Origin of the sequence: Pseudomonas sp. PB120 (assembly GCF_009761815.1) — a bacterium.
Lineage (GTDB): Bacteria > Pseudomonadota > Gammaproteobacteria > Pseudomonadales > Pseudomonadaceae > Aquipseudomonas.
This window is the reverse complement of sequence record NZ_RWIN01000076.1, coordinates 50,566-67,855: the sequence shown is the minus strand read 5'-3', so window position 1 is coordinate 67,855 and position 17,290 is coordinate 50,566. Positions and strand designations below refer to the sequence as shown.

13 protein-coding genes and 1 pseudogene are annotated in these 17,290 nt (G+C 59.6%); 7 read left to right on the top strand and 7 right to left on the bottom strand.

Annotation, left to right across the window (positions count from 1 at the left end):
* Window positions 1–84: 84 nt before the first annotated feature.
* Both EJA72_RS29740 and EJA72_RS29735 read right to left on the bottom strand, forming a co-directional pair.
* Window positions 85–849: a methyl-accepting chemotaxis protein gene (locus EJA72_RS29740; protein ID WP_372240707.1), complete on the bottom strand. Its 765-nt coding sequence runs from the start codon at window positions 847–849 to the stop codon at window positions 85–87.
* Window positions 850–942: 93 nt separating this feature from the next.
* A pseudogene (locus EJA72_RS29735) lies at window positions 943–1,974 on the bottom strand (cache domain-containing protein); the annotation flags it as partial.
* 186 nt (window positions 1,975–2,160) lie between these two features.
* On the opposite strand from EJA72_RS29735, the gene EJA72_RS14400 reads away from it, so the two are divergent.
* Window positions 2,161–3,648 (top strand): helicase HerA-like domain-containing protein, encoded by a 1,488-nt coding sequence (locus EJA72_RS14400; protein WP_157712092.1) that lies wholly within the window; start codon window positions 2,161–2,163, stop codon window positions 3,646–3,648.
* A gap of 102 nt (window positions 3,649–3,750) precedes the next feature.
* On the opposite strand, the gene EJA72_RS14395 is transcribed toward EJA72_RS14400, so the two are convergent.
* Window positions 3,751–4,206: a DUF721 domain-containing protein gene (locus EJA72_RS14395; RefSeq protein ID WP_157712091.1), complete on the bottom strand. Its 456-nt coding sequence runs from the start codon at window positions 4,204–4,206 to the stop codon at window positions 3,751–3,753.
* A 307-nt stretch (window positions 4,207–4,513) separates the two neighbouring features.
* Here EJA72_RS14395 and secA point away from each other — a divergent pair, with 307 nt between their 5' ends.
* The 4 genes from secA (at window position 4,514) to EJA72_RS14375 (ending at window position 10,331) form a co-directional block, all read left to right on the top strand.
* Window positions 4,514–7,249, top strand: a complete 2,736-nt coding sequence (gene secA, locus EJA72_RS14390; RefSeq protein WP_157712090.1) for a preprotein translocase subunit SecA — start codon at window positions 4,514–4,516, stop codon at window positions 7,247–7,249.
* A gap of 120 nt (window positions 7,250–7,369) precedes the next feature.
* The gene (argJ, locus tag EJA72_RS14385) at window positions 7,370–8,587 is read left to right on the top strand and encodes a bifunctional glutamate N-acetyltransferase/amino-acid acetyltransferase ArgJ (RefSeq protein WP_129437867.1); all 1,218 of its coding nucleotides are present in this window, start codon (window positions 7,370–7,372) and stop codon (window positions 8,585–8,587) included.
* A gap of 164 nt (window positions 8,588–8,751) precedes the next feature.
* Window positions 8,752–9,384 (top strand): glutathione S-transferase family protein, encoded by a 633-nt coding sequence (locus EJA72_RS14380; protein WP_157712089.1) that lies wholly within the window; start codon window positions 8,752–8,754, stop codon window positions 9,382–9,384.
* A complete protein-coding gene (locus EJA72_RS14375; protein WP_178129369.1) occupies window positions 9,381–10,331 on the top strand; it encodes a Nudix family hydrolase in 951 nt (316 codons plus the stop codon). Before EJA72_RS14380 ends, EJA72_RS14375 begins: the two co-directional genes overlap by 4 nt.
* Window positions 10,332–10,453: 122 nt before the next feature.
* Here EJA72_RS14375 and EJA72_RS14370 read toward each other — a convergent pair whose 3' ends face one another.
* From EJA72_RS14370 to EJA72_RS14360, 3 genes are read right to left on the bottom strand one after another with little or no spacing between them, the layout of a single operon-like run.
* Window positions 10,454–11,035 carry a cob(I)yrinic acid a,c-diamide adenosyltransferase gene (locus EJA72_RS14370; RefSeq protein WP_157712087.1) on the bottom strand — a complete coding sequence of 194 codons (582 nt, stop codon included), beginning with the start codon at window positions 11,033–11,035 and terminating at the stop codon, window positions 10,454–10,456.
* Window positions 11,036–11,037: 2 nt separating this feature from the next.
* Window positions 11,038–13,074 carry a PAS domain-containing sensor histidine kinase gene (locus EJA72_RS14365; protein ID WP_157712086.1) on the bottom strand — a complete coding sequence of 679 codons (2,037 nt, stop codon included), beginning with the start codon at window positions 13,072–13,074 and terminating at the stop codon, window positions 11,038–11,040.
* A gap of 45 nt (window positions 13,075–13,119) precedes the next feature.
* Window positions 13,120–14,037, bottom strand: a complete 918-nt coding sequence (locus EJA72_RS14360) for a putative 2-dehydropantoate 2-reductase (RefSeq protein WP_157712085.1) — start codon at window positions 14,035–14,037, stop codon at window positions 13,120–13,122.
* Between the two features lie 141 nt (window positions 14,038–14,178).
* Between EJA72_RS14360 and EJA72_RS14355 the strand changes: the two genes are divergently transcribed.
* Window positions 14,179–14,664, top strand: coding sequence for a YajQ family cyclic di-GMP-binding protein (locus EJA72_RS14355; RefSeq protein ID WP_007906601.1), 486 nt, complete (start codon window positions 14,179–14,181; stop codon window positions 14,662–14,664).
* Between the two features lie 139 nt (window positions 14,665–14,803).
* On the top strand, window positions 14,804–15,646 hold the full coding sequence (locus EJA72_RS14350; RefSeq protein ID WP_157712084.1) for a mechanosensitive ion channel family protein: 843 nt from the start codon (window positions 14,804–14,806) through the stop codon (window positions 15,644–15,646).
* A 64-nt stretch (window positions 15,647–15,710) separates the two neighbouring features.
* On the opposite strand, the gene EJA72_RS14345 is transcribed toward EJA72_RS14350, so the two are convergent.
* Window positions 15,711–17,066 (bottom strand): OprD family porin, encoded by a 1,356-nt coding sequence (locus EJA72_RS14345; protein WP_157712083.1) that lies wholly within the window; start codon window positions 17,064–17,066, stop codon window positions 15,711–15,713.
* Between the last annotated feature and the right edge of the window lie 224 nt (window positions 17,067–17,290).

Here is a 17,290-nt window from a genome sequence, read left to right as displayed (position 1 = left end):
CGCCATCGCGAGCAGGCTCGCTCCCACAGGGGTAACGTAAACCCTGTGGGCGCGAGCCTGCTCGCGATGGGGCCAGATCAGACGCTAGATCCGGAAACTGCCCACCAACTGCTTCAGGCGCGCTGCCTGCTGTTCAAGGTCGGAACACGCGCGCAACGTCGATTGCAGGTTTTCCACCCCTTCCTGGTTCAAGGTGTTGATCTCGGTAATGTCGACGTTGATCGACTCAACCACGGCGTGCTGTTCCTCGGTCGCGGTCGCCACCGACTGGTTCATGCCGTCAATCTCACCGATACGCAAGGTCACGCTGTTCAAGCGCTCGCCGGCGAGGTTGGCGATTTCGACACTGTCCTGACTGTGGCGCTGACTGTCGCTCATGGTGCTGACGGATTCGCGGGCGCCGATTTGCAGCTCCTCGATCATGGTCTGCACTTGTTGCGCCGATTCCTGGGTACGGTGCGCCAGGTTGCGCACTTCATCGGCCACCACCGCAAAACCACGACCGGCTTCACCGGCCCGAGCGGCTTCAATGGCGGCGTTCAGCGCCAGCAGGTTGGTTTGCTGGGAAATGCTGGTGATCACTTCCAGGATCTGCCCGATATTAACGGTTTTGCTGTTCAGCGATTCGATGTTGGTACTCGAGGCGCTGAGCATGCTCGACAGCTGATTCATCGCGGCAATGCTGCGATCCACGACCTGCTGGCCGTCTTCGGCCAGGTTGCGGGCATCGCTGGCCTGACTCGACGCTTGCGCGGCGTTGCGTGCGATTTCCTGGGCCGCGGCCCCCAACTGATTGATCGCGGCAGCCACGCTGTTGGTGCGCGATGCTTGCTGGTCAGAGTTGTACATCGACGAGTTCGACGCAGCCACTACTCGCAAGGCCACCTCGTTGACTTGCCCGGTGGCCGAGGACACTTCACGGATCGAACCGTGAATACGCTCGACGAAACGGTTGAACGCGGTGCCCAGAAGGCCGAATTCGTCGTTGTTCTGGATGGTCAGGCGCTTGGTCAGGTCGCCCTCACCGTCGGCAATGTCGGCCATGGCGCGGGTCATGACGTGCAGCGGCTGGATCAGGATGCGGATCAGCATGCCCAGCAAGGCAATGATGATGGCGACGGCGATGATCGTCGCAACGATCGCCGACGTACGGAAATCACTGAGCTTGGCAAAGGCTTTTTCCTTGTCCACGGAAAGACCGATGTACCAGTTCACCGACGACAGCCCTTTGATCGGGGTAAAGGTCACGATGCGGGTTTTGCCGTCGACCTGGATTTCGCTCAGATCGCGACTGATGGCTGGCGTGTCCTGTGGATAAACATCCTTGAGCGATTTCATCGCCAGGGTTTTGTCCGGGTGAACGAGGATCTTGCCGTCGGAGCTGACCAAAAAGGCGTAGCCCATGCCGTCGAAGTCCAGCGCACTGAGGCTGTCGGCGATCACTTGCAAACTCAGATCGCCACCGACCACGCCGATGTTCTGTCCGTCCTTGATCACGCTGTCAACGATGGAAATCACCAGTTGGCCGGATGCCAGGTCAATATATGGTTCGGTCAGTGCGGAGCCGCTGGCGCTTTGCGCGCTCTTGTACCAGGGGCGGGCGCGGGGGTCGTAGCCGTCGGGCATCTTGCTGTCCGGCCGGATCATGAACGAACCATCCTTGTTGCCCAGGTAAGCGCCCATGAAGGTTGACGTCACGGCTTTCTGCACCAGCAGATTCGAGACGTTGGCGGGGTCGGCGTTCAGTGCAACCGATTGCGACAGGTTTTCAATCAGCAAGCTCCGACCGGAAAGCCAGGTCTGGATGTTGTTGGCGGTGACCCTGCCCATCTCTTGCAGATAGTTGTCCAGGTCTTTGCGTATGGCGTTGCGCTGTAAATAGTCGTTGTACAGCGTGAACGAGGCAAACGCGGCAATGACGATGAGCGCGGCGGCAAGCAGGATTTTGTGGCTGAAACGCAGATTGTTGTTCATAGCTTGGAGTGTCCGCTAAGGTCTTATTATGTAAGGCGTGCTGCAGATGACGCGCGCAAATGGTTCGCATCAGCGCGCATCGAGTATTCCTGGCCTCCATGGGGAATGTCGGACCTTGCGTTCCTTGGGGTCTCTCGCTTATTCCTATCGGCCGTGAACGATCAAAGCTTAACCATGGGTGACCAAATGCCTGATTCATTGCAACTCGTTATCGGTGCCGATCTTGCGGGGCAACCCATCGCTCAGGCCATGCGCCTGGCCAACCGTCACGGCCTGGTCGCCGGCGCAACCGGGACCGGCAAAACCGTCACCTTGCAGCGCATGGCCGAGGCGTTCAGCGATGCCGGCGTGGCGGTGTTTGCCGCCGATATCAAAGGTGACCTGTGCGGGCTGGGCGCTGCCGGCAATCCTCAAGGCAAGGTCGCAGAACGCATCGCGGGGATGCCCTGGCTGAACTACAAGCCTCAGGCCTATCCCGTGACCTTGTGGGATATCCACGGTCAGTCCGGTCATCCATTGCGCACAACCTTGAGTGAAATGGGCCCGCTGCTGCTGGGCAGCCTGCTGGAATTGACCGACAGCCAACAATCCGCGCTGTATGCCGCCTTTAAAGTGGCGGATCGCGAAGGGTTGCTGCTGCTCGATCTCAAGGATTTGAAGGCGCTGCTCAATCACCTGCGTGACCACCCCGAATTACTCGGTGACGACGCCGCGCTGATGACCACCGGCTCCAGCCAGGCGCTGCTGCGGCGCCTGGCAACCCTGGAACAGCAAGGTGCTGAAGCCCTGTTCGGCGAGCCGGCCCTGCAACTCGAAGACATCCTGCAACCGGCCGCCGATGGCCGTGGGCGCATTCATCTGCTCGACGCCAGCCGTCTGGTGCATGAAGCGCCGAAGGTCTACGCGACGTTCCTGCTGTGGTTGCTGGCCGAGCTGTTCGAACAGCTGCCGGAGCGCGGTGATGCCGACAAACCGTTGCTGGCGCTGTTTTTCGATGAGGCGCATTTGTTGTTCGCGGGCACGCCCAAGGCGTTGCAGGATCGCCTGGAACAAGTGGTGCGGCTGATTCGCTCGAAAGGCGTGGGTGTGTATTTTGTCACCCAATCGCCGGGCGACCTGCCGGATGACGTGCTCGCGCAACTGGGACTGCGAATCCAGCATGGCCTGCGCGCGTTCACCGCCAAGGAGCAGAAATCCCTGCGTGCGGTGGCGGAGGGCTTCCGGCCAAACCCGGCGTTCGATGCCTTGTCGGTGCTGACCGAGCTGGGGATTGGCGAGGCGCTGGTCGGCACCTTGCAGGACAAGGGGACGCCGGAGATGGTCCAGCGTGTCTTGATCGCGCCGCCGCAATCGCGGATCGGGCCGTTGAGCGAGACCGAGCGCACGGTGTTGATCGCGGGTTCGCCATTCAAGGGGCGTTATGACAAGCCGGTCGATCGAGAGTCGGCCTATGAAGTGCTGATGGGGCGCAAGGGGCTGGCGCCAGAGGCCGAAGCGGTTCCGGGCAAACCGGCGGCCGAGGAGCCGAGCTTCACGGACAAGGCCGGGGAGTTCCTCGGTACGGCGGCGGGGCAGGCACTGAAGTCGGCGATGCGACAGGCGGCTAATCAGTTGGGACGGCAATTGGTGCGCGGCTTGATGGGCTCCCTGCTCGGCGGCAGCAAACGCCGCTGATTCTGACAGATGCATTCCCTGTAGGAGCAAAGCTTGCTCGCGAAGAGGCCCTTGAGGGCGCCAAACGCTTCGCGGGCAAGCCATGCTTCTACGGGGGCGGTGTCAGTCTTTTGGTTTGGCGTGAGCCGCCAATCGCTCAAGCGCCGCTCGCAGGTTCGGATCAGTGATCCCTTCGGCCGTGGCCTGAATGGTCGCGCCCGCATCACTGGACAAACTGATGGTATGCCCCGCCGCCCCTTGCTGGACGGTTGGCGGCTGAACCTTGAACAGAATCCGCGTCAGGCTGGCGAACTCATCGAACATTTGCAGTTGCCGTTGCAGGCGTTTTTGCTGGTAACGCAGGCGCGTTGCCCAATGGCCGTCGGTGACAATCAGCAACAAACTGCCTTCGCGCCACGAGGCCACGTGGCAATGCTCGCGGGCGGCCGGCTGCAATTGGCTTTCCACCAGACGTTGTAAATGACCCAGGCGTTGAGCGTGGCCGAAGATGGCTTTCAGCGGTTTGGCTTCGCGAAGCAGAACGGCGGGTGCTCTGGCCGTAAGAGGGCGAAATGCCATGATCAGACACCTGAAGTAACAGAGCCGCCATGGTAGCAGAAAGCATCCGATTGGCCCGACCCATTGCTTTGCGGACGCTTTACCCATTAAATCAACAAGTAACTTCTGCCGTGAATGGCTTGAAGTTCAGTAAAAAGCCCTTATTTTAAGTGAGCCCCGTCACAGCGCAGTGCATGCATCGTGGAATAACGCCACTTTCCTCACCATCGTTTCCGGGTAGAATGCTCGTTCGCATGCGGCCATGAGGGCTGCACGGGCGACTCACGGGGCCGCCCTCCATCCCTTTAGTGTGGAAGATCCTGCCGATATGTTTGCGCCTTTGTTAAAGAAACTTTTTGGAAGCAAGAACGAGCGTGAAGTCAAACGCATGCTCAAGACGGTGCAACTCGTCAATGCCTTCGAAGAGCAAATGGTGGCCCTTTCGGACGATCAATTGCGTGCCAAGACAGATGAGTTCAAGGCCCGCATCGCCAAAGGGGAAACCCTCGACAAGCTGCTGCCCGAAGCCTTTGCGGTCGCCCGCGAAGCCGGTAAGCGCGTCATGGGTATGCGCCACTTCGATGTCCAGCTGATCGGCGGCATGACCTTGCATGAAGGCATGATCGCGGAAATGCGTACCGGTGAAGGCAAGACCCTGGTGGCAACACTGGGCGTTTACCTGAACGCGCTGTCCGGGAAAGGCGTGCACGTTGTTACCGTGAACGACTACCTGGCCCGTCGTGACGCCAACTGGATGCGTCCGCTCTATGAATTCCTCGGCCTGACCGTGGGCGTGGTCACGCCATTCCAGCCGCCGGAAGAGAAACGTCTGGCTTACGCCGCCGACATTACCTACGGCACCAACAACGAATTCGGTTTCGACTACCTGCGCGACAACATGGCGTTCAGCATGGAAGAAAAATTCCAGCGCGAACTCAATTTTGCCGTGATCGACGAAGTCGACTCCATCCTCATCGACGAAGCCCGTACCCCACTGATCATTTCCGGTCAGGCCGAGGACAGCTCCAAGCTGTACATCGAGATCAACAAACTGATCCCGCAGCTGGAATTGCACATCGAAGAAGTGGAAGGCGAAGTCACCAAGGCCGGTCACTTCACCGTCGACGAGAAGACTCGCCAGGTCGAGCTCAATGAAGCCGGGCACCAGTACGTCGAAGAAACGCTGACCCGCATCGGTCTGCTGGCCGAAGGCGAAAGCCTGTATTCGGCGCACAACCTGGGCCTGCTGACCCACGTTTATGCCGGTCTGCGTGCGCACAAGCTGTTCCACCGCAACATCGAATACATCGTGCAGGACGGTCAGGTTGTGCTGGTCGACGAACACACCGGTCGAACCATGCCGGGTCGCCGTTTGTCCGAAGGCCTGCACCAGGCCATCGAAGCCAAGGAAAACCTCAACATCCAGGCCGAAAGCCAGACGTTGGCGTCGACCACGTTCCAGAACTACTTCCGTCTGTACAACAAGCTGTCCGGCATGACCGGTACCGCTGACACCGAAGCGTTCGAATTCCATCAGATCTACGGTCTGTCGGTGATGGTTATTCCACCGAACAAGCCGCTGGCGCGTAAAGACTACAACGACCTGGTGTTCCTGACCGCCGACGAGAAATACGCCGCGATCGTCAATGACATCAAGGAAAGCATGGCCGCCGGTCGTCCGGTGCTGGTGGGTACCGCGACCATCGAAACCTCCGAGCACATGTCCAGTCTGCTCGTGAAGGAAGGCATCGAACACAAAGTCCTGAACGCCAAGTTCCACGAAAAAGAAGCCGAGATCATTGCCCAGGCCGGTCGCCCGGGTGCACTGACCATCGCCACCAACATGGCCGGTCGTGGTACCGACATCCTGTTGGGCGGCAACTGGGAAGTTGAAGTCGCTTCGCTGGAAGACCCGACCCCTGAGCAGATTGCCCAGATCAAGGCCGACTGGCAGAAACGTCACCAGCAAGTGCTGGAGTCGGGTGGCTTGCAGGTAATCGCTTCCGAGCGTCACGAATCGCGCCGTATCGACAACCAGCTGCGTGGTCGTGCCGGCCGTCAGGGTGACGCCGGTTCCAGCCGTTTCTACCTGTCGCTGGAAGACAGCCTGATGCGCATCTTCGCCTCTGACCGGGTGAAGAACTTCATGAAAGCCCTGGGCATGCAGCCTGGCGAAGCGATTGAGCACCGCATGGTGACCAACGCCATCGAAAAGGCTCAGCGCAAGGTTGAAGGCCGCAACTTCGACATTCGCAAGCAACTGCTCGAGTTCGACGACGTCAACAACGAACAACGTAAAGTGATCTATCACATGCGTAACACGTTGCTGGCCGCTGACAACATCGGTGAAACCATCGCCGACTTCCGTCAGGACGTGCTCAACGCAACCGTCAGCGCACACATTCCACCACAATCGCTGCCTGAGCAGTGGGACGTGGCCGGTCTGGAAGCCGCGTTGCAGAGCGACTTCGGTGTGGCATTGCCGATCCAGCAATGGCTCGACGAAGACGATCACCTGTACGAAGAAACCCTGCGCGAGAAGCTGATGCAGGAGCTCATCGCGGCGTACAACGAGAAAGAAGACCAGGCGGGCGCCGATGCGCTGCGCACCTTCGAGAAGCAAATCGTACTGCGCGTGCTCGACGACCTGTGGAAAGACCACCTGTCGACCATGGATCACCTGCGTCACGGCATCCACTTGCGTGGTTATGCACAGAAGAACCCGAAGCAGGAGTACAAGCGCGAGTCGTTCACGCTGTTCTCCGAGCTGCTGGATTCGATCAAGCGCGACTCGATCCGTGTGCTGTCGCACGTACAGGTTCGCCGCGAAGATCCAATCGAGGAAGAGCAACGCCTGCGTCAGGAAGCCGAGGCACTGGCCGCACGCATGCAGTTCCAGCACGACGAAGCACCGGGTCTTGAGCAACCGGAACTGCTGGGTGAAGAGGTCGATGTTGCCCTTGCCACCGCACCGGTCCGTAACGAACAGAAGCTGGGCCGCAACGAACTGTGCTACTGCGGTTCGGGCAAGAAGTTCAAGCATTGCCACGGGCAGATCCAGTAAAACCCGTTCCATACGATGAAATACCCGCGCCGCGACCGGCATAAGCCGTCGCGGCGTTTTGCCATTTAAACCACCGTTCTTCCTGACGACGGTGCTGACATTTTTATAAGGAGCGCATTCATGGCTGTTGGTCTTGGTCCTTTGCCAACGTTGCACCCGGTTGCCGGTTTTGAACTCGGTATCGCCTCGGCCGGCATCAAGCGCCCGGGGCGCAAGGATGTTGTGGTCATGCGCTGTGCTGAAGGTTCGACCGTGGCGGGCGTGTTCACCCTGAACGCCTTTTGCGCCGCGCCAGTCATCCTGGCCAAACAGCGCGTGCAAGGCCCGGTTCGTTACCTGTTGACCAACACCGGCAACGCCAACGCCGGCACCGGCGAACCCGGCCTGGCCGCCGCCGAGCGTACGTGCGCGAAACTGGCTGAACTGACCGGCGTCGACGCCAGCCTGGTGTTGCCGTACTCCACCGGCGTGATCGGCGAACCGCTGCCAGTTGAAAAGATCGAAGGCGCGTTGCAAGCTGCCCTCGACGACCTGTCGGTCAACAACTGGGAAGCTGCCGCCACTGGCATCATGACCACCGACACTTTGCCCAAAGGCGCGAGCCGCCAGTTCCAGCATGACGGCGTGACCATCACCGTCACCGGGATCAGCAAAGGCGCGGGCATGATCCGCCCGAACATGGCGACCATGCTCGGCTACATCGCCACTGACGCCAAAGTCTCCCGGGATGTATTGCAAAACCTGTTGCTGGATGGCGCGAACAAGTCGTTCAACCGCATCACCATCGACGGCGACACCTCAACCAACGACTGCTGCATGCTGATCGCCACCGGTCAGGCTGCGCTGCCGGAAATCACCCGTGCCGAGGGCGAGTTGTTCGCCAAGCTGAAACAAGCGGTGTTCGAAGTGTGCATGGACGTGGCCCAGGCCATCGTTCGCGACGGCGAAGGCGCGACCAAATTCGTGACGGTTGAAGTCAACGGCGGCGGCAATCACCAGGAATGCCTGGACGTCGGTTACACCGTGGCTCACTCGCCGCTGATCAAGACCGCCCTGTTCGCGTCCGACCCGAACTGGGGGCGTATCCTGGCGGCAGTTGGCCGTGCGGGCGTGCCGAACCTGGACGTGAGCAAGATCGACGTGTTCCTCGGCGACGTATGTATTGCCAGCCGTGGCGCTCGTGCATCGACCTACACCGAAGCCCAGGGCGCGGCGGTGATGCAGCAGGAAGAAATCACCATCCGCATCGAGCTGGGGCGCGGTGATTGCAGCGAAACCATCTGGACCACGGACTTGTCCCACGAATACGTGAAAATCAACGCTGAGTACCGCACTTAAGACCGAGTCGCTCCTATCGCGAGCAGGCTCGCTCCCACAGGGATCATCAGTGAGCACAATATTTGTGTACGACTTGATCAAATGTGGGAGCAAGCCTGCTAGCGATGGCGGTCTGCCAAGCACTGGCTAGACTGGCCTGTCCCCCCTATCAAAAGGTCCCGAACATGAGCCTGCACCTGATCATCGGCGACAAACTGCTTTCCTCCTGGTCCCTGCGCGGCGCTCTGGCCCTCGAACTCACCGGCGCCCCATACACCGAAGAACTGATCAAGCTGAACCAGCCTGACACCCGTGAACGTGTGCTCAAGCATTCGCCCACCGGTAAAGTACCGTTGTTGAAAACCGAGCACGGCACCATCGCCGACTCCCTGGCCATTGCCGAGTACCTGGCCGAACAGTTTCCCGACGCCGGCCTCTGGCCCAAAGATACTGCCGCCCGTGCCCAGGCGCGTTCGGCGTGCGCGCAGATGCACGCCGGGTTCTTCGCCATGCGCGGCAACATGCCGTTCGACCTCAGCCGCGACGCGCCGCTGCCATCGGCACCGGCTGACGTCCAGGCGGACATCGAGCGCATGCTGGCGTTGTGGGCCGAATGCCGTGCCGCCGCGACCGAAACCGGTCCGTTCCTGTTTGGCGGCGCGACCCTGGCCGATGCGTTCTTCGCACCAATTGCCGTTCGCCTGCGCACCTATCAGGTGAAATTGCCGGCGGCGGACGAGGCCTACGTCAACACGATCTACCAATGGCCGGCCTTCAAGGCCTGGCAGAAAGCGGGGCTGGAGGAGGTCGGGCAGTGAAACGAGTACACGTAGCCGCGGCCGTCATTCGCGATGGCAGTGGCAAGATCCTCATCGCTCGTCGTGCTGATACTCAGCACCAGGGCGGCTTGTGGGAGTTCCCGGGTGGCAAGGTCGAAGCTGATGAGTCGGTCGAAACCGCCCTGGCCCGCGAACTTCATGAAGAGTTGGGCATTGTGGTCGGCGCGGCGCGCCCGTTGATCAAGGTTCACCATGACTACCCGGACAAGCAGGTCTTGCTGGATGTCTGGGAAGTGTCGGCGTTTACCGGCGAGCCTCACGGCGCCGAAGGTCAGCCGTTAGAGTGGGTGTCACCTCGTGATTTGCCGAACTACGAATTTCCGGCGGCCAACCAGCCGATCGTTGCGGCTGCACGCCTCTCGTCCCAGTACCTGATTACCCCGGACGACCTTGAAACCCCGGCCCTGTTGCGCGGGATTCAGAAGGCCATCGCGGGCGGGATCAAGCTGATCCAGCTGCGGGCACCGAATGGCTACGATCCGAAGTACCGCGATCTGGCGGTGGATGCGGCGGGGCTGTGTGCCGGCAAGGCGCAGTTGATGATCAAGGGGCCGTTTGAATGGCTGGGGGATTTCCCGTCCGCCGGTTGGCACATTACCTCGGCACAGCTGCGCAAGTACGCGGCGGCCGGTCGGCCGTTGCCGGCGTCGCGCTGGCTGGCGGCGTCCTGCCACAACGCTGAAGAACTGGCGCTGGCCGAGCAGATGGGCGTGGATTTTGTGACGCTATCGCCGGTGCAGCCGACCTTGACCCATCCGGGGGCTGAGCCGTTGGGCTGGGAGCAGGCTTCGACGTTGATCGAGGGCTTCAGCAGGCCGGTGTTCTTGCTCGGTGGCGTTGGCCCGGCGGATCTGCAGAAAGCCTGGGCCGCCGGGGCGCAGGGGGTGGCGGGGATTCGGGCATTCTGGCCGGATTCTTTGGTGTAGCTGATGGCCTCTTCGCGGGCAAGCCTTGCTCCTACAGGTTCAGTGGTGGACACAGATTTGTGTACGGCGCTGATCCCTTGTGGGAGCGAACCTGCTCGCGATGAGGGGCTTGCAGGCGCCGGTTAAACCTCGGGTTTCGCCGCCGGCTGCCACAAAATCTCCGCAACCCCTTGCCGCTTCGCAATCAGCCTTGCCACCACAAACAACAGATCCGACAACCGATTGATATACGCCAGGCCCACCCCGGCCAATGGCTCGACCGCATTCAAATGCTGGCAACGCCGTTCCGCACCGCGCGCCAGGCTCCGGCACACATGCGCTTGGGCAATCAACGCTGAACCGCCCGGCAAGATGAAATTCTCCAGCGGCCCCAATTCTTCATTCCACAGATCGATCGCCGCTTCCAGACGCTCGATTTCTGCCGCGTTCAGCGCCTGATACTCCGGCATCGCCAGTTCACCGCCCAGATCGAACAATCGATGCTGACAGGGGGACAACACCTCGATCACTTCGCTCAAGCCCGGATATTCGGCCGTCTGCGCCGCCAGCCCGGCCAGCAATACGCCGACTTGACTGTTCAGCGTATCGACCTCGCCAATGGCCTCGATCCGTGGATGGTCCTTGGGCACGCGGCGGCCGTCGCCCAGCCCGGTTTCGCCTTTGTCGCCGGTGCGGGTGTAAATCTTCGACAAGCGAAAGCCCATGGTTACCTCGATAGCTGATTGAGTTCTTGAGAAACGAGCGGGGTGCCCGCCAATGGCAGGCGCAAGGTGAAACAGGTGCCTTGGCCCAGGGTCGATTGCACTTCCATCTGGCCCTTGTGGTTGTTGGTGATGATGAAGTACGAGACCGACAGGCCAAGGCCCGTGCCCTGGCCGATTTCCTTGGTGGTGAAGAACGGCTCGAACGTACGTTTGCGCACGCTCTCGCTCATGCCGATGCCGTTGTCCTCGACCTGGATTTCGGCCCAGGGCGGATTCAGTCGGGTGCGCAAGATTATCCGCCCCGGTTCGCGGTCATCTTCGCGCTGGTGAATGGCTTGCGCGGCGTTTTTCAGCAGGTTGAGCAGCACTTGCTCCAGCTCGTTGGCGGTGCCGGGCACAGGGCCCAGCGCGGGGTCGAACTGGCGGATGATCGCCTGGCCCTTGAAGTCGAAGCCGATCGCCAGGTCGAAATCGTTGCCGGCGATTTCGACGGCCTGGTCGATCAACGCCGGCAAATCGCACGGTGCCATTTGCCGGGTGCTGCGGCGGCTGAAACTGAGCATGTGGGTCACGATCTTCGCCGCCCGTGCGCCTGCTTGTGCGATACCGTCGAGCAGTTGTGGTACTTCGCGCACCTGCAGGTATTTATTCACAGTCTCCAGTTCGATGCCGACGTGCTCGGCCTGTTCGATGTTCTTCGGCAGCTCGGGGGACAGGCGTCGGCGAATGTTTTGCACGTTATGCAGAATGGCGCCGAGCGGGTTGTTGATCTCATGGGCCATGCCGGCGGCGAGTCCGCCCACCGAGAGCATTTTCTCCGACTGCACCATCATTTCTTCCAGGGACAGGCGCTGGGTGATGTCATCGATCCGGATCACCACACCACGCCCGGCGCCGCCCATCAGCGGATAGAACGTCAGGGCGTAATGCTTGGGCTCGTCGTCCTTGAACCAGGTCACGCGTTCGATTTTCGCGACGGTGTGCTGTTCAACGGTTTGCTTGAGTTGTGGCAGAAACGGCTTCAGCGGTTCAAAGGCGAGGAAAATAGGCTGGTTCAAGGCTTCGTCCAGTCGGGTGCCGGACAGGGCGCTGGCCTCCTGATTCCACTGCGTCACGTAGAGCTGCTCATCCAGCGCGATCAGTGCCGAGGGCATCGAGTCGATAATGCTGTTGAGGTAATTCTGGAACCCGGTGAGTTTCTTCTCGATCTTGCTGCGCACCTGGACTTCGAGTTCCAGTTTGCGATTGGTATGGCGGGTTTCTTCGGCCAACCCCTGGGCCTGGTCGTACGCGGCCTGGGAATCATCCCGTGCCCGTTTGAGTTGCTGCTCCCGGGCTTCAATGCGCGAAAGCATGGTATTGAAGGCCTCGGCAAGGCTGCCGATTTCGTCGTGGTTGCCGCGAGAGGCACGCAGGGCGTAGTTCTCTTCCCTCGTCACCTGCCGTGACAACTCTTCGAGTTGATGGATCGGCCGGGTGATCAGGCGCTTGATCTGCCGGGCGATGATCAGCCACAACAGCACGCTGAAAATCAGGATCCCCAGGCTTGCGGTTAACGTGCCGGTATAAAACGCCACGGGCAATTCGCTGCTGGCGACCAGCAGCAAGTGGCCGGGCGCCGTGCCGGGGCGGGGCAGGGTGATCACCTGGTTGGTGCGAAATTCCGTGGCTTGCCAGGCTTCGAGGTGCCGGAAACGTTCCGGCAGGTTCAACTTGTCGCCATGCTGCAATTGCGCCAGGCGTTCGCCTTTGCCGTCATACAGCGCCGCTGCGCGCAGGGGGGAATAGCTGTTGAGTTCGTTGAGCAGTCGGTCAGCACTTTGCGGCGACTGCAACGCTTCGGACACCAGGCTCGGGTTCGACACCAGGCGGCCGATGGTCTGCAAGGCCTGCGGCGCCATGCTTTCCTGGGAGATGTAATACGCGGCGCTGATAAAGGTCAGGTTGGCGACCAGCAGGACGGTAATCAACAGCACCAGCAGGGCGGCCAGGAGTTTTTGGCCGACCGGAAGGTTTTCAAGGCGCTGGCGCAATGGCATTGGGTTCATCGCTGAATAGGAACAAGTGGCCAGCGTAGCCGCTGCTCAGTCGCTGGGCAATCCGAGGCTGTGCAGATGGGCGATCAACCTTGATTCAAGCTGATTGAGGTGCGGCAGGTTCAACTGGTGCCGCGCGGCGACTTTGCAGACATGGCCCAGCAGGTAGCTGATTTCGGTACGGCGCTGACTCGCCACGTCCTGGTGCATCGATGAATAGTTAGCGGCTGTTGCATGGATCACCCGTTCGACTTCCTTCTGGAGGTCCTCGGCTGCTGCTGGCTGGCCACACCGTTCAAGCAACTCCGTCAGTTCGCCGCACAGGGTGGCGACTTCACAATGATGCGCCTGCAGCCCGCCATTGCGGCAATCGTGCAGCACGGTCAGCGGGTTGATCGCGCAATTGAGCGCCAGTTTCCGCCAAAGCCGGGTGAGGATCTCGGTGCTCCACTCGTGGGGAATGCCTGCGGCGCTCAGGTCATCCAGCCAGATGGGCGCCACGGGATGCCCGGCATCGCCCAGCCAGGTGTAACCGTGCCCCGCGAACACCACACGCCAGTCGCCATCTCGAAAAGCGCCCTCGGTGCTCGACGCCCAGATGCAGCGCGCCTGTGGCACTTGAGCGGCCACCGCATCCTGACTGCCGAGGCCGTTTTGCAGCAGGATCAATTCCGCGCCGGGGGCCAGGCGCGGCGCCAGTTGTGCGACGGCCTTTTCGGCGTCGTAGGCTTTGCAGGCCACAAGCAAGCGCTTGATCGGCTCGCCGCTGTCGGGCGTCTCACCGGGGATTTCGTAGGTTTTGGCTTCGCCGTGTTCCACCAGCGTCAGCCCACCCGTCGCCTCATAGGCCTGAAGGCGCGCCGCGTCCCTCACGATCAGCTTGACCGGCACACCGGCCCGGGCAAGACGCGTGGCCCATAAAGTGCCAAGGCTGCCGGCGCCCAGTACATGCCAAGTGGTAGACATCAGCTTTTTGCTCTGTTTAACGCGCGCATGGGTGGCTCGCAGTGAATGATGGGAAAGACCCGTTATAATCAGCGCGGATTTTAACCGCAAGCCAGGCGTGCTCCCTCGTGATTGAGCGCGCCCTTTTATTGGAGAGATTACATGCCGTCGTTCGACGTGGTATCCGAACTGGACAAACACGAAGTCACCAACGCGGTCGAGAACGCCGTCAAGGAACTCGATCGTCGTTATGACCTGAAAGGCAAGGGCACCTTCGAGTTCAAGGAAAAGGACCTGACCGTCAACCTGACCGCCGAGGCCGATTTCCAGCTTGAAGCGATGATTGAGATCCTCAAGCTGGCGCTGGTCAAGCGCAAAATCGACGTGCAGTGCCTTGAAGTCAAGGATGCCTACGCGTCGGGCAAGCTGATGAAACAGGAAGCCGTCCTCAAGGAAGGCATCGACAAAGAGCTGGCGAAGAAAATCGTCGCTCACGTCAAAGACGCCAAACTCAAGGTCCAGGCCGCCATTCAGGGCGAGCAGGTGCGTATTACCGGCAAGAAGCGTGACGACCTGCAGGAAGCCATCGCAGCCCTGCGCGCCAAGACTTTCGACATGCCGCTGCAGTTCAACAACTTCCGCGACTGACCTTCGAAGCGGGAACCTCTCGGCGTTTTCGGCGTCCGAGGCCCAAGCAACGGCAGAAACGATTGTCCCCAGGAGGGGGCAGTTTTTTCTGCCGATTATTTTTTCGCGTGCCGGGTAGCCGGAAATCAGGAGAACGTAGATGGATTTGAATGCTGAAGTAGACAACCTGGTCAAGGCATCTCAAGCCTGGATCCCGATGATCATGGAATACGGCAGTCGCGTGCTGCTGGCGGTCATCACCCTGGCCGTCGGCTGGTGGCTGATCAACAAGGTCACGCAAAAGCTCGGCGGCCTGTTGGCGCTGCGCAATGCCGACCTGGCGCTGCAAGGTTTCATCAGCAGCCTGGCGAACATCATTCTCAAGATCCTGCTGATTGTCAGCGTAGCGTCGATGATTGGTGTTGAAACCACCTCGTTCGTGGCGGCGATCGGTGCGGCGGGCCTGGCCATTGGTCTGGCGCTGCAGGGCAGCCTGGCCAACTTTGCCGGTGGCGTGCTGATTCTGTTGTTCCGTCCGTTCCGCATTGGTGACTGGATTGAAGCCCAAGGTGTTGCCGGTACTGTCGACAGCATCCAGATCTTCCATACCGTACTGCGCACCGGCGATAACAAAACCATCATCGTGCCTAACGGCAACTTGTCGAACGGCATCATTACCAACACTAACCGTCAGCCGACCCGTAAAGTCGTGTTTGATGTGGGCGTTGATTACGAAGCGGACTTGCAGAAGGCCCGTGAAGTATTGTTGGATTTGGCCAAAGATCCACGCGTATTGGCAGATCCGGCACCTCAAGCAGTGGTTTCCACTCTGGGTGACAGTTCGATCACTCTTTCGCTTCGAGTGTGGGTAAAGACGGCGGATTACTGGGACGTAATGTTCATGTTCAACGAACAGTCCCGTGATCGTTTGAAAACAGCAGGGGTTGATGTTCCATTGCCACAGCGGATGATTCGTGTGGTGCAGGAATCTGCGGTGCAGTAAGCAACAAAAAAGGCCCATCCGAAGATGGGCCTTTTTTTGTTTACCGCAAACTAACTGCTCGCGATTACAAAACTTGCAGCGGGTAGTCGACGATCAGGCGGAACTCTTTCACGTCGCCTTCGGCTTGGTCGGCGTTAGCAGTGTGCCAAGCCTGACGGATACGGAAAGACAAGTCTTTTGCCGGGCCAGACTGGATGACGTACTTGGCTTCGAGGTTGGTCTCGTGGTGTTTGCCATCTTCACCGTAGCCGTAACTGGTGTATTGGCTGTTGGCAGGCATATGGGTGCCGTCGATGTTCCAACCATTCACGTAACGGGTCATGAAGCTCAGACCTGGAATGCCGTACTCAGCCATTTTCAGATCGTAACGGATCTGGGCAGATTTCTCGCCTGGGCCGTTGAAGTCAGAGTACTGGATGGAGTTGGCAAGGAAGATCGAGTCGCCGCCGCGGTTGTTCTTACCCACACCGATGTAGTCGAACGGGGTATCGCCGTTAACTTTCTGGAAAGCCAGGGTGATGGTGTGTGCTTTCAGGAACGAGAGCGCAGTAGCCAGGGAGAACGCGGTGTTACTGATATCACCAGCTTTCTTGTCACCGGTATCGGTGGTGCGGTAGATGTTGAAGTCAGTGTTAAGCGACGTGTCACCACTGATTGGAGTGGTGAGGTTCACGTTGGCGTAGTACTGGTTCCAGATGTCTTCCAGTTTTGCGCCATACAGCGATACGGACAGGTTGTCATTGATGCCGTATTTGCCACCAGCGTAGTCGATGGAGTTGGCTTTGATGTTGTCGGCGTATTGCGACCACAGATCGCCGTCAAGTGCGTTTTTGTCCTGGCTGGACGCCGAGTAGAAGTGACCGCCTTCCAGATCGAGGTCTTTGACTTCGCTGCTCTGCAGTTGGAAACCGCGGGCAGTTTGCGGAAGGATGCGGGAGCCGCCAACAGCGAACACTGGAGCAGTGCTTGGCTGCATGTCACCGAATTTCAGTTCGGTTTTGGAGATGCGGAACTTAACGGCTGCGCCGGCTTTACCCTGGCTGTCGTTGACGTCGTGCGCATAACCGTTGGCTTTGACGGTGTCGCTGCGGCTCATGTTACCGGTGCCGGAAGTACCGTCGCCGCCATCCAGTTTGATGGCCAGGTAACCGAATGCATCAACACCAACGCCTACCAGACCTTGGGTATAACCGGAGCTGAAGTTGCCCCAGATGCCTTGGGTCCAGTCTTTCTGGTCGTGGCCGCCATTCTTGTTGTCACGGTTGAAGTAGTAGTTACGAACCAGCAAGTTCAGATGGGAATCTTCAACAATGCCCTTGGCTTCAGACTGGTCACTTACAAAAGGTGCGGCCGTAGCCAATTGGGTGCTGGCTGCTGCTGCAACTGCCAGTGCGATCATGCTCCACTTCATCACGCGCATCGTGATTTGCTCCTTTGGTTTTATAAGAGTACTGCCGTCCCACCTGATTTATTATCTGGGCGGCTCTTTCTTTTTGTGTCGGCGCAAACTTATATCACGCCGACCATGTTGGCGATACTTGCGAATCTAACCTTTCGGCTTCTTTACGACCATGTCGCAAACAGCTTCGTAGGTGTCGCAAATTTACAGCCCCGATGCAAGCGTACTGACAACTTTGACGTTGT

Bases quoted from the DNA above. Each gene is read 5' to 3' on its own strand.
- EJA72_RS29740 (WP_372240707.1), bottom strand. From the start codon at position 849: ATGTACAACTCTGACCAGCAAGCATCGCGCACCAACAGCGTGGCTGCC.
- EJA72_RS14400 (WP_157712092.1), top strand. From the start codon at position 2,161: ATGCCTGATTCATTGCAACTCGTTATCGGTGCCGATCTTGCGGGGCAA.
- EJA72_RS14395 (WP_157712091.1), bottom strand. From the start codon at position 4,206: ATGGCATTTCGCCCTCTTACGGCCAGAGCACCCGCCGTTCTGCTTCGC.
- secA (WP_157712090.1), top strand. From the start codon at position 4,514: ATGTTTGCGCCTTTGTTAAAGAAACTTTTTGGAAGCAAGAACGAGCGT.
- argJ (WP_129437867.1), top strand. From the start codon at position 7,370: ATGGCTGTTGGTCTTGGTCCTTTGCCAACGTTGCACCCGGTTGCCGGT.
- EJA72_RS14380 (WP_157712089.1), top strand. From the start codon at position 8,752: ATGAGCCTGCACCTGATCATCGGCGACAAACTGCTTTCCTCCTGGTCC.
- EJA72_RS14370 (WP_157712087.1), bottom strand. From the start codon at position 11,035: ATGGGCTTTCGCTTGTCGAAGATTTACACCCGCACCGGCGACAAAGGC.
- EJA72_RS14365 (WP_157712086.1), bottom strand. From the start codon at position 13,074: ATGCCATTGCGCCAGCGCCTTGAAAACCTTCCGGTCGGCCAAAAACTC.
- EJA72_RS14360 (WP_157712085.1), bottom strand. From the start codon at position 14,037: ATGTCTACCACTTGGCATGTACTGGGCGCCGGCAGCCTTGGCACTTTA.
- EJA72_RS14355 (WP_007906601.1), top strand. From the start codon at position 14,179: ATGCCGTCGTTCGACGTGGTATCCGAACTGGACAAACACGAAGTCACC.
- EJA72_RS14350 (WP_157712084.1), top strand. From the start codon at position 14,804: ATGGATTTGAATGCTGAAGTAGACAACCTGGTCAAGGCATCTCAAGCC.
- EJA72_RS14345 (WP_157712083.1), bottom strand. From the start codon at position 17,066: ATGCGCGTGATGAAGTGGAGCATGATCGCACTGGCAGTTGCAGCAGCA.